General features: G+C 60.7%; 9 protein-coding genes and 1 pseudogene. 7 read left to right on the plus strand and 3 right to left on the minus strand.

The genetic code is table 11. The annotated features are described in order from the left end of the window. The 3 genes from HU715_RS09325 to HU715_RS09335 are packed head-to-tail and all read right to left on the minus strand — an operon-like array spanning nt 1 to nt 4,882. Nucleotides 1–588 (minus strand): chemotaxis protein CheB, encoded by a 588-nt coding sequence (locus tag HU715_RS09325; RefSeq protein ID WP_186709365.1) that lies wholly within the window; start codon nt 586–588, stop codon nt 1–3. After that, the gene (locus HU715_RS09330) at nt 585–1,400 is read right to left on the minus strand and encodes a CheR family methyltransferase (protein WP_186709366.1); all 816 of its coding nucleotides are present in this window, start codon (nt 1,398–1,400) and stop codon (nt 585–587) included. Before HU715_RS09330 ends, HU715_RS09325 begins: the two co-directional genes overlap by 4 nt. Further along, on the minus strand, nt 1,400–4,882 hold the full coding sequence (locus tag HU715_RS09335) for a response regulator (protein WP_186709368.1): 3,483 nt from the start codon (nt 4,880–4,882) through the stop codon (nt 1,400–1,402). The genes HU715_RS09330 and HU715_RS09335 overlap by 1 nt, the downstream gene beginning before the upstream one ends. Nucleotides 4,883–5,155: 273 nt before the next feature. Between HU715_RS09335 and HU715_RS09340 the strand changes: the two genes are divergently transcribed. From HU715_RS09340 to HU715_RS09370, 7 genes and pseudogenes are all read left to right on the plus strand, one after another. Beyond that, entirely contained in the window at nt 5,156–5,527 is a 372-nt protein-coding gene (locus HU715_RS09340) for a response regulator (protein ID WP_186709369.1), read from the plus strand. A gap of 77 nt (nt 5,528–5,604) precedes the next feature. Then, nucleotides 5,605–6,897 (plus strand): glycosyltransferase, encoded by a 1,293-nt coding sequence (locus HU715_RS09345; RefSeq protein WP_186709371.1) that lies wholly within the window; start codon nt 5,605–5,607, stop codon nt 6,895–6,897. A gap of 70 nt (nt 6,898–6,967) precedes the next feature. Next, the gene (locus tag HU715_RS09350; RefSeq protein ID WP_186709372.1) at nt 6,968–7,873 is read left to right on the plus strand and encodes an AraC family transcriptional regulator; all 906 of its coding nucleotides are present in this window, start codon (nt 6,968–6,970) and stop codon (nt 7,871–7,873) included. A gap of 299 nt (nt 7,874–8,172) precedes the next feature. Beyond that, nucleotides 8,173–9,483: an ABC transporter substrate-binding protein gene (locus tag HU715_RS09355; RefSeq protein ID WP_186709373.1), complete on the plus strand. Its 1,311-nt coding sequence runs from the start codon at nt 8,173–8,175 to the stop codon at nt 9,481–9,483. A 155-nt stretch (nt 9,484–9,638) separates the two neighbouring features. Further along, nucleotides 9,639–10,570, plus strand: a pseudogene (locus HU715_RS09360) (carbohydrate ABC transporter permease). Nucleotides 10,571–10,580: 10 nt separating this feature from the next. Beyond that, on the plus strand, nt 10,581–11,411 hold the full coding sequence (locus HU715_RS09365; RefSeq protein WP_030142681.1) for a carbohydrate ABC transporter permease: 831 nt from the start codon (nt 10,581–10,583) through the stop codon (nt 11,409–11,411). Between the two features lie 39 nt (nt 11,412–11,450). After that, nucleotides 11,451–12,554 (plus strand): ABC transporter ATP-binding protein, encoded by a 1,104-nt coding sequence (locus HU715_RS09370; protein ID WP_186709375.1) that lies wholly within the window; start codon nt 11,451–11,453, stop codon nt 12,552–12,554. The last annotated feature ends 11 nt before the right edge of the window (nt 12,555–12,565 follow it).

Genomic DNA, 12,565 nt, shown 5'->3' on the forward strand with positions numbered 1-12,565 from the left:
TCATTCCAGCCCGGCCAGCAACTGGCCGATGCCTTGCAAAGTGAGGATATGGTCGGGCTCGTGCAGGGCCAGCGCCGCTTCGGGCATGGTCGAGACCTGGGCTTCCACGGGATCCTGGACCACCGTGATCCCGCCCAGGGCCTTGACCCTCGCCAGGCCCCGGGCGCCATCGTCGTTGGCACCGGTCAGCACCACGGCCAGCAACGTCTCGCCGTAGACATCGGCGGCCGATTCAAACAGCACGTCGATGGACGGTCGCGAATGGTGTACGGGGGCCTCCAGGCTCAACGACAGGCTGCGGTCGGCCTCGACCGACAAGTGATAACCGGGCGTGGCGACGTACAAGGTGCCCGGGGCGATGTCCTGCTTGTCCCGGGCTTCTTCTACCGGCACCGCCAGACGATGGCCGAACACAGAGGCCAACTGGCTGTCACGCTCATCCGGCAAATGCAACACCACCAGGACGGGCACGCCAAAACCTTTGCGCAGGTGTCCGAACACCCTGAGCAATGCTTCGACACCGCCGGCCGATGCGCCGACGACAATGGCCTCGATGGCCGGCCTGGATCTGTCCTTCGTCTGGTTCATAACTTGCGATAGATCCGTTCCTGTTTGACCAACGGCTCGAATCGATGGCCGTAAGCCGAAAAATCCAATGTCTCCTTACTGCCCAACACCAGGAAACCACGGTGACAAAGGGACTCATGGAACAGTCCAAACGCACGATCTTGCAATTTTTTATTGAAATATATCAATACATTGCGGCATGAAATTAATTGAGTTTCTGAGAAAACGCTGTCAGTCGCCAGGCTGTGATCGGCAAAGGTCACGTTCTCGCACAGGGTTTTGTCGAACATCGCATAATCGTAGGCGGCGGTGTAGTAATCGGCAAATGACCGCCGTCCACCGGCGTTCTGGTAGTTCTGGGTATAAGTGCGCACGCTGTCCAGGGAGAAGATCCCCTGCTTGGCTTTTTCCAGCGAGCGCGGGTTGATGTCGGTGGCGTAGATGAACGTGCGGTCCAGCAGGCCTTCTTCGCGCAGCAGGATCGCCATGGAGTAGACCTCCTCCCCCGTGCTGCAACCGGCGATCCAGATCTTGATCGAAGGGTAGGTCCTGAGCAGCGGCACGATTTCCTCGCGGATCGCCAGGAAATGCGAGGGGTCGCGAAACATCTCGCTGACGGGGATCGTCAGCAGTTGCAGCAACTGCATGAACGCGCCCGGGTCATGCAATACGCGCTCCTGCAAGGCTGAAATGGTCTTGCATTCGAACTGGCTCAGCGCATGGTGGACCCGGCGCTTGATGGAAGCGCCGGAATAATCGCGAAAATCGTAGCTGTACTTGAGGTAGATCGCTTCGATCAACAAACGCAGTTCAATGTCAGTGTCACGGTCCACTAAATTCTTTCCATATTCGGCAACCACACGCGAATCAGCGAGAACAGACGATCCAGATCGATCGGCTTGGCCAGGTAGTCGTTGGAACCCGCCGCCAGGCAGCGCTCCTGATCATCCTTCATGGCCTTGGCCGTCACAGCGATGATGGGCAGCTTGCGCCAGCGCGGGTCCTTGCGGATCAGCGCGGTGGCTTCGAAACCGTCCATTTCCGGCATCATCACATCCATCAGCACCAGGTCGATGTCGTCGAACTCATTCAGGCGATCGATCGCCTCCAAACCATTGCGGCCGATGACCACGATCGCCCCTTTCGCCTCCAGCGCGCTGGTCAGGGCAAAGATGTTGCGCACATCGTCATCCACCAACAGCACCTTGCGGCCTTCGAACACCTTGTCGCGGCTGCGGGCGGTCTTGAGCATCCGCTGCCGTTCATGGGACAACCGGGATTCGACTTTGTGCAGAAAGAGTGTCACTTCGTCCAGCAGACGCTCTGGCGAACGGGCGCCCTTGATGATGATCGAGCGGGAATACTTGCGCAGTTCGGCTTCTTCGTCCCGGGTCAGGTTGCGCCCGGTGTAGACGATCACCGGCGGGAACGAACAGATGTCTTCGCTGGACATGCGCTTGAGCAGGTCGTTGCCGAGCATGTCCGGCAACTTGAGGTCGATGATCATGCAGTCGTAGACATTGGTCCGCAGCAGGTCCAGGGCTTGCTGGGCCAGGCCAACGGCGGTGATCTCGATGTCATCGTCGCCGATCAGGCGAGTGATGCTGTCTCGTTGCAGGTCATCATCCTCCACCAGCAGCACCCGCTTGACCTTCTGGGTCAGCTTGGCCTCCAGGCGGGCGAACACGTCCTTGAGTTCTTCGCGGGTGGTCGGCTTGACGGCATAACCGATGGCGCCCATGTGCATGGCGGCTTCGACCCGGTCTTCGACGGAAATCACGTGCACCGGGATATGCCGGGTCTGGGCCTGTTCCTTGAGCCGCTGCAGCACCGTCAGCCCGGAATGGTCCGGCAGGCGCATGTCCAGCAGGATCGCGTCGGGGGCCAGTTGCAACGCCAGGTCAAAGCCTTCGTCGGCACCGTGGGCCACCAGGCATTGGTAACCGAGTTCATGGGCCAGGTCGAACAGGATGCGGGCAAACTTGGGCTCGTCCTCGATCACCAGGATGCAGCGGGTTTCGAACGGTGCCTTGTCACGGTCGTCGGCGAATCGGGCAATCGGCGTGTCCACCTCGGCGATCAGCGGCGCGGGTGCGGCCTTGGGTGCAACGGGCGCTGGCGCGGTGGCTGTCGGGGTAAAGGTCATCGGCTCCAGCGGCGTGTCCCCGGGCTCGACGTAACGTTCCGGCAATACCAGGGTAAAGACGCTGCCCTGCCCCGGCTCGCTGGAAACCGAGATCGAGCCGCCCAGCAGCGTGGCCAGGTCCCGGGAAATCGACAAGCCCAGGCCCGTGCCGCCGTAGCGACGGTTGGTGGTGCCATCGGCCTGGCGGAACGCTTCGAAGATGCTTTGCTGCTGGTCGGCGGCGATCCCGATTCCAGAATCGCGCACCATGAATGCAATGCCCGAGCCCGGCTGACCGGCCACGGACAGGCTGACAGCGCCTTGCTCGGTGAACTTCACAGCGTTGGACAGCAGGTTCTTGATCACCTGCTCCAAGCGCTGGCGGTCGGTGTAGAGCATCGCCGGCGCATCAGGCTGCACGTGCACCTCGAAACTCAGGCCCTTGTCAGCCGCCAACGGCTCGAACATATCCCGCAACCCTTCCACCAGACGCTGCACGCTAGTGTTTTCCGGGCGCACTTCCAGCTTTCCGGCCTCGACCTTGGAGATGTCGAGAATGTCGTTGATCAAGTTCAGCAGGTCGTTGCCGGCGGAATAGATCGACTCGGCAAACTTGACCTGCTCCTCGCTGAGGTTTTGTTGCGAATTCTCCGCCAGCAGCTTGGACAGGATCAACGAGCTGTTGAGGGGCGTGCGCAGCTCGTGGGACATGTTGGCCAGGAATTCGGATTTGTACTTGCTCGAACGCTGCAGCTCTTCGGCGCGCTCCTCCAATTGGATCTGGGCCAGGTTCAGCTCGCTGTTCTTCTGGTCCATGGCGTCGCGTTGCTCGGCCAATTGCTCATTGGTCTGCTCCAGCTCCTGTTGCTGGGCTTCCAGGTGGGCCTGGGATTCCTTGAGGATGCGCGACTGTTCTTCCAGCTCTTCGTTGGCGGTCTTGAGTTCTTCCTGCTGGACTTGCAGTTCCTCGTTCAACTGCTGGGTTTCGGCCAGCACTTCCTGCAAGCGTTGACGATAACGGGCGGCCTCGATGGAGGTGCCGATATTGCCGGCGATCAGCTCCAGCAGCTCGACGTCTCGCTCGGTCAATGGCCGCAGGAACCCCAGTTCGACGACACCGTTGATCCGGTCATCGTCACTTGTAGGCACCACCAACACGCTGTTGGGCAGGCCCTGTCCCAAGCCAGAGCTGACTTTCAGGTAGTCGTCCGGCACGTCGTCCAGGCGGATGAGGCGCCCCTGTTGCACGGCCTGGCCCGCGATGCCTTCACCGGCGACGATCACCTGCTGCTGTTCTTCATCCTCCCGGGACAGGCCGTAGGCGGCGACGCGCCGGAGGACACCGTTCTCTTCCCGCACATAAAGTGCCGCGACAGCGACGTCCAGGTATTTCGCGCAGAACTGCAGGATGTTGCGACCCAGCAGGTTCAGCGACAGTTGTCCCAGGACTTGCTCGGCCAGTTGCGTCTGGCCATTACGCAGCCAAGCTTGCTTCTCCAGGTGCAAAGCGCTGCGCTGCTGGACTTTCAGGCTGGCGCTGTAGCTCTCGGACAGGTTCAACAGGTCCCGGCGACCGACGTAGGCCAGCAATCCGCTGACCGCCGCGACAAACAACAGGTAAAGGGCAATGCTCCAGACCGTCGTGGTGCGCACATCCAGGTTACGCGCCGCACGCAACTGCTGCTCGGTCTCGACGACCTCTTCGAAGGACTGACGAATTTCGTCAGTCAGACGCTTACCGCGCCCGGCCTTCACCGCGCCCCGGTAATCGCCACTGCTGCGCTGCAGGTCGATCATGCCCTGGGCGTAATTGGACCACTCCGTCTGGAGCGCCTGGATCTTGTGCAGGCGGTCGACCTGGACGGGGTTGTCGGCTGTCAATTCCAGCAAAGTGTCCAGTGCCACTGCGATCCGTGGCTTCGCCACTTCGTAGGGGTCGAGGAAATGCTCGTCCCCACTCAACAGGTAGCCGCGCATGCCGGTTTCCAGGTCCACGCTCAGCTTGAGCGCTTCGTTGGCGTTATTGATCACCCTGTCGGTGTGGCCGACCCATTGGATCACCGACAGCAGGTACGTGATAAGGATGATGAAAAACACCGCGCTGAGCGCGCCCATGCCCAGCGGCAGGCTGATATTGCGGCTCAGGAGTTTGCGAAAACTTTGTTCGTCAACCGAAGACGAAGGAGTCATGGAAAAGGGCCTTGGTGGACAGTTGAAAACCGTGGAGTTTGCCCGAAAAACCGCGCTTGGATCCACATTTTCTGACGAGTCAAAGGCGCAGATCCCGCGACGGCCTGCCTTGTAGCAAGGAAGCGACTATCCTTGTCAGCTCTTGTACTATAGATCCTTTCTTGTACAACCTAGGGAACTTGTGCCGCCTCGGCACTTACTCATAAAAGAGGCTCATAAAAGAGGCCGTTTTTCTTGTGCCCCCTCCCGCTCCCATCTTTTGAGAATGTATCTATGTCCACCGCCAATGCCGCCACCCAGCCCACCATCCTGGTAGTCGAAGATGACGACATCGTGCGGATGTTAATCGTCGACGTGCTGGAGGAGCTGGAATATCAGGTGCTGGAGGCGGACGGTTGCGAGCAGGCGCTGGCTTTTTTGAACGACGACCAACAGGACATCGCCCTGATGATGACCGACGTCGGCCTGCCGGTAATGGACGGACGGGAATTGGCCAAGCAGGCTCGACTCGTTCGGCCGAAACTGCCGGTGCTGTTTGCCAGCGGTTATGCCGAAAGCATCGATGTACCTGAAGGGATGTCGGTGATTGGCAAGCCCTTCTCCATCGATCAGTTGCGGGACAAGGTCAAACGCATTCTTTCTTGAGCCGGAACGCATTCTTGGTCACTATCGGCGCCCCGCGCGCCGATGGCGCCTGATCTGTACCAAGGAACTCCCCGCTCATGCATCACCCCACCGCCACCAAGGTCCTGGTTATCGGCTATGTCTGGCCAGAGCCACGCTCATCGGCTGCCAGTGGGCACGTCATGCAGATCCTCGACACCTTCCTTGGCCAAGGCTGGGACATCACCTTCAGCAGCCCGGCCGGCCCCGGCGAGCAGCGTGCCGACCTGGTTGCGCTGGGCATCCGCGAAGTGCCCATCGAACTCAATAGCAGCAGCTTCGACGAATTCATCCATACTCTTGCGCCGGACATCGTGCTGTTCGACCAGTTCATGATGGAAGAACAATTCGGCTGGCGGGTCGAGAAGCACTGCCCCGGTGCCCTGCGGGTGCTGGAGACCTCCGACCTGCAAAGCCTGCGCCACGCCCGGCATCAGCGCCTGAAGGAGCGCCTGAAGCGCGATGACGCGAGCGAGAATTTCAGCGACCTCTTCGCCCCGGCCCTGGACGAGGAATTCCAACGAATGGCCGATACCGACCTGGCCAAGCGGGAAATCGCCGCGCTGTACCGCTGCGACCTCAACCTGATGGTGTCCGAGGTTGAAATCGAACTGTTGGTGGAGCACTTCAAGCTGCCCCGCAACCTGCTGCATTGGTGCCCGTTGATGCTGGACCTGCCCAGCGACCCGCCGGTGCCATTCGCGGACCGGGCGCATTTCCTGAGCATTGGCAACTTTCGCCACGCGCCGAACTGGGACGCCGTGCTCTGGATGAAAAACGCCATCTGGCCGCTGATCCGCCAACAACTGCCCGGCGCGCAACTGCACTTGTACGGCGCCTATACGCCGCCGAAGGCCGCCGCGCTGCACAACCCGGCCCAAGGCTTTCACATCATGAACTGGGCCGAAGACGCCTTGCAGGTCATGTCGGCCGCACGCATCTGCCTGGCACCACTACGTTTCGGCGCGGGTATCAAAGGCAAGCTGATCGACGCCATGCTCTGCGGCACCCCCAACGTCACCACGCCCGTGGGGGCCGAAGCCATGCACGGCGAGCTGCCCTGGCCCGGGGCGATCGCCCAGAGTGCCGAAGCCATCGCCCGCGAGGCCGTGCACTTATATAGCGACCCGGAGCGCTGGGCTCAGGCTCGGGACGCAGGCCTGTCGCTGCTGGCGAGCCGCTACCGGCGACAGGTCCATGGGCCGGCGCTGATCGACAGCCTCAACGCTTGCCGGGCGGACCTGGCGCAACGACGCCGGGACAATTTCACCGGCAGCATGCTGCGTCACCACCAGCACAAAAGCACCCAATACATGTCCCAGTGGATCGAAGAAAAAAACCGCAACGGTTAGACACCAGGGTGGCACCTGCCTGGCGAAGGGGGCATTATTCAGCGGCGATAATAATAAAAGCGCCAGGCCCATGACCCGAACAGCCAGAGTCACCGACCCTTCCTACGAGTTGATGGACGACCATAACGGGCTGTCCATCATCTACCGCCAGCACGGTTTCCCCTGCCCGCTGGTACGTTGGCATTTCCACAAGGAATACGAGCTGCACCTGATCGTCGCCAGTTCCGGCAAGGTGTTCATTGGCGACTACATCGGCAACTTCTACCCCCAGTCGTTGTTTCTCACCGGCCCCAACCTGCCCCACAACTGGATCAGCCAGGTGGCGGAGGACGAAGTGGTGCCCAAGCGCGACATGCTGGTGAACTTCACCGACGAGTTGTTCGAAAGCGGCCATCAGGTATTCGCCGAGCTCAAGACGGTCGCGCCGTTGCTTGAACGCGCCCAATACGGCATCGAGTTCCGTTGCAAGCGCACCATCCGCCAGGCCATGACCCTGATGCAGCGCATCGCCGACTCCCAGGGCATGAGCCGCCTGGGGCACTTTTTCATCCTGATGGAGCTGCTGGCCGCCACGGATGACTACCAACTGCTGTCCGGCACGAACGCCCCGCAAACGGCGGACGAGCACAGCATCGACCGCACCAACCGTGCGGTGGACTACATCTTTGCCCATTACGCCCGGGAACTGCCCCTGGAAGAAGTCGCCGAGCACCTGGGCATGAAACCCACCTATTTCAGCCGGGTGTTCAAACAGGCCACTGGCCGCTGCTTCATCGAATTCGTCAATCGCCTGCGCATCAGCAAATCCTGCGAACTGCTGGCCGACGGCGACAAACCGGTGACGGACGTGTGTTTTGAATCGGGCTTCAACAACATCTCCAACTTCAACCGGCGCTTCCAGCAGCTCAAGGGCATGACCCCGTCCCACTACCGGCGGCTGGCGGTGCAGCGGTTGACCGAGCAGAATCAGGGCTGACCTTTTTGCCCTGACACACCGCCTCTGTGGCGAGGGAGCTTGCTCCCGCTGGGCTGCGCAGCAGACCTAAAAAACAAGGGCCGCTACGCGCCCCAGCGGGAGCAAGCTCCCTCGCCACAGGGTTCTTCGATTGCCCCTCACCCTCTTCAGTGCAAAAAAGTATCAGTCAAAGTGCGACGGATGATTTGTCACGCCGTCCATAGAAGGCTGTAATCAGCGCACATTCTTCCCTTCATCCGGAAGACACAAAAACAATAACTGTCCTTCTGCAGCCTTCGGGCGCGGAAAAGGAGTGTGCGATGAAACCTTCGGTAAAAGTTCTGCTTGTCTCCACCTGCATGACCCTCAGCAGCGTCAGCTTCGGCGCAGAGACCCTCACCATTGCCACCGTCAACAACAGCGACATGATCCGCATGCAAAAGCTCTCGAAAACCTTCGAGGCCGAGCATCCGGACATCAAGCTCAATTGGGTGGTGCTTGAAGAAAACGTGCTGCGTCAACGCCTGACTACCGACATCGCCACCCAAGGCGGACAGTTCGACGTGCTGACCATTGGCATGTACGAAGCCGCACTCTGGGGTGCCAAGGGTTGGCTGGAGCCGATGAAAGACCTGCCGGCCTCCTACGACCTCGATGACGTCTTCCCGTCCGTGCGCGATGGCTTGTCGGTCAAGGGCTCGCTGTACGCCCTGCCGTTCTACGCCGAAAGCTCGATCACCTATTACCGCACGGACCTGTTCAAGGACGCCGGGCTGACCATGCCCGAACACCCGACCTGGACCCAGATCGGTGAGTTCGCGCAAAAGCTCACCGACAAATCCAAGGAGCAATATGGCCTGTGCCTGCGGGGCAAGGCCGGGTGGGGCGAGAACATGGCGCTGGTCACGACCCTGGCCAACGGCTTTGGCGCGCGCTGGTTCGATGAGAAGTGGCAGCCGCAGTTCAACGGACCGGAGTGGAAGGATGCCCTGAACTTCTATGTCGACAACATGAAGAAATCCGGCCCGCCAGGTGCTTCCAGTAACGGTTTCAACGAAAACCTGGCGCTGTTCAACAGCGGCAAGTGCGCCATCTGGGTGGACGCCAGCGTCGCCGGCTCGTTCGTGACCGACAAGACCCAGAGCAAGGTGGCCGATCACGTCGGATTTACCTTCGCCCCCCACGAGAAAACCGACAAAGGCACCTCGTGGATGTACTCCTGGTCCCTGGCCATCCCGACCAGCTCCAAAGCCAAGGACGCGGCCAAGGTCTTTACCACTTGGGCAACGTCCAAGGAGTACAACCAATTGGTCGCCAAGACCGACGGCATTGCCAACGTACCACCGGGCACCCGCACTTCGACCTACAGCGACGAATACATGAAGGCCGCGCCGTTTGCCAAAGTGACGCTGGAATCGTTGAAAGTCGCCGACCCGAAAGCCCCTACCCTCAAGCCTGTGCCCTACATCGGCATTCAGTTGGTGACCATCCCCGAATTCCAGGCCATCGGCACCCAGGTGGGCAAGTTCTTCTCGGGCGCGCTGACCGGCCAGCAGACCGTGGACCAGGCGTTGACCGCCGCGCAGTCCACCACCGAACGCGAGATGAAACGCGCCGGGTATCCCAAGTAATCCACGTCGCCGCTCTGCCCTTTTGTGGGAGCGGGCTTGCTCGCGAAAGCGATCTGTCAGTCACATTGATGTTGGATGTGCCGCCCTATTCGCGAGCAAGCCCGCTCCCACAGGGGATTTCTGTAGGCCCCGAAAAAATCGGTTCAATGCCATGAATAGCTCAACTACAACCGCCAAAGCCCCCATCGAGATCGCTCCGCCGCCGGTGCGCAAGATCCGCCTGGCCAACCCCGGCTGGTTCCTGGTCAGCCCTTCGGTGGCCTTGTTGCTGCTGTGGATGATCGTGCCGCTGGGCATGACCGTCTACTTCTCGATGATCCGCTACAACCTGCTCTACCCCGGCGAAAACGAATTCGTCGGGCTGGAGAACTTCACCTATTTCCTGACCGACTCGGGTTTCATGCCCGGCGCCACCAATACCCTGCTGCTGGTGGGCAGCGTGCTGTTGATCAGCATTGTCCTCGGGGTATTGATCAGCGCGCTGCTGGAGGCCAGTGAGTTTTTCGGTCGCGGCATCGTCCGTGTGCTGCTGATCTCGCCGTTCTTCATCATGCCCACGGTCGGTGCGCTGATCTGGAAAAACCTGATCTTCCACCCCGTGTCGGGCATCCTCGCCTCGGTCTGGAAGCTGTTCGGCGCCCAGCCGGTGGATTGGCTGGCCCATTACCCGCTGTTGTCGATCATTATCATCGTCAGCTGGCAATGGCTGCCCTTCGCGATCCTGATCCTGATGACGGCCATGCAGTCGCTGGACCAGGAACAGAAAGAAGCCGCCCGCCTGGACGGTGCCGGCCCCATCGCGATCTTCTGGCACCTGACCCTGCCGCACCTGGCCCGGCCGATTGCCGTGGTGCTGATGATCGAGACAATTTTCCTGTTGTCGGTGTTCGCCGAGATCTTCACTACCACCAACGGTGGCCCCGGCTACGCCTCCACCAACCTGGCGTACCTGATCTACAACCAGGCGCTGGTGCAGTTCGACGTCGGCATGGCGTCGGCCGGTGGCCTGATTGCCGTGGTCATTGCCAACATCGCCGCAATCATCCTGGTCCGGATGATCGGCAAAAACCTCACCGACAAGCATTGAGGCCGTCGCCATGACTCTTCAACAATCCCGTCGCCTGCAAAGCCTGTTGCTGGGCACGCTGGCCTGGGCCATCGCGATCGTGATCTTCTTTCCGATCTTCTGGATGGTGCTGACCAGCTTCAAGACCGAAATCGACGCGTTCGCCACGCCGCCGCAGTTCATCTTCGCGCCGACCCTGGAGAATTACCTGCACATCAACGAGCGCAGCAATTACTTCAGCTTCGCCTGGAATTCGGTGGTGATTTCCTTCAGTGCCACCGCCCTGTGCCTGCTGATCGCGGTGCCGGCGGCCTACTCCATGGCGTTCTATGAAACCCAGCGCACCAAAGGCACGTTGCTGTGGATGCTCTCTACAAAAATGTTGCCACCGGTGGGTGTGCTGATGCCGATCTACCTGCTGGCCAAGCAATTTGGCCTGCTGGACACGCGGATCGCGCTGATCATTATCTACACCTTGATCAACCTGCCTATCGTGGTCTGGATGATTTACACCTACTTCAAGGACATCCCTCGCGACATCCTCGAAGCGGCACGTCTGGATGGCGCCACGCTCTGGCAGGAAATGGTCCGCGTGCTGCTGCCGATCGCCAAGGGCGGCCTGGCGTCCACCGTGTTGCTGTCGCTGATCCTGTGCTGGAACGAGGCGTTCTGGTCGCTGAACCTCACCTCCTCCAAGGCCGCCCCGCTGACAGCGCTGATCGCCTCCTATTCAAGTCCGGAAGGTTTGTTCTGGGCGAAATTGTCGGCCGTCTCGACCCTGGCCTGCGCGCCGATCCTGATTTTTGGCTGGATCAGCCAGAAACAGCTGGTGCGTGGTTTGTCCTTCGGCGCGGTGAAGTAACGCGCCCTACACAATAATCAGAAGTGGAGGCCCATCATCATGGCCAACCTGAAAATCAAGAATCTGCAAAAGGGTTTCGAAGGCTTCTCCATCATCAAGGGCATCGACCTTGAGGTGAACGACCGCGAGTTCGTGGTTTTCGTCGGCCCGTCGGGCTGCGGCAAGTCCACGCTGCTGCGACTGATCGCCGGCCTGGAAGAGGTCAGCGACGGCACCATCGAACTGGATGGCCGGGACATTACTGAAGTCAGCCCGGCCAAGCGCGACCTGGCGATGGTGTTCCAGACCTACGCCCTGTACCCCCACATGAGCGTGCGCAAGAACATGTCCTTCGCCCTCGATCTGGCCGGCGTGCCCAAAGCCGACGTCGAGAAGAAGGTCAACGAAGCGGCGCGTATCCTCGAACTGGGGCCGATGCTCGAGCGCAAGCCCAAGCAATTGTCCGGCGGCCAGCGCCAGCGCGTGGCGATCGGTCGTGCCATCGTGCGCAACCCGAAAATCTTCCTGTTCGACGAACCGCTGTCCAACCTCGACGCAGCCCTGCGAGTGCAGATGCGCCTGGAACTGGCGCGCCTGCACAAAGAGTTGCAGGCGACCATGATCTACGTGACCCACGACCAGGTCGAAGCCATGACCCTGGCTGACAAGGTGGTGGTGCTCAACGGCGGGCGCATCGAGCAGGTCGGCTCGCCGCTGGAGCTGTATCACCAGCCGGCCAACCTGTTTGTCGCCGGGTTCCTCGGCACACCGAAAATGGGCTTCCTCAAAGGCAAGGTTACCGCCCTGGACAGCCAGGGTTGCGAAGTGCTGTTGGACGCCGGTACGCGCATCAATCTGCCGCGCAGCGGCGCCAACCTGAGCGTCGGCGCTGCGGTGACCCTCGGGATTCGCCCGGAACACCTGAACCTGGCGCAACCGGGCGATTGCACGTTGCAAGTCACCGCAGACGTCAGCGAGCGGCTGGGCAGCGACACCTTCTGCCACGTCGTCACGGCCTCCGGCGAAGCCTTGACCATGCGCGTCCGCGGCGACCTGGCGAGCCGTTTCGGCGAGCAGTTGAGCCTGCACCTGGACGCTGAACACTGCCATTTATTCGATGCCGAGGGCGTCGCGGTGAACCGCGCGCTGCGCGCCGCCGCCTGATTGCCGAGACT

This window comes from Pseudomonas zanjanensis (genome assembly GCF_014268745.2).
Classification (GTDB): Bacteria; Pseudomonadota; Gammaproteobacteria; order Pseudomonadales; family Pseudomonadaceae; genus Aquipseudomonas; species Aquipseudomonas zanjanensis.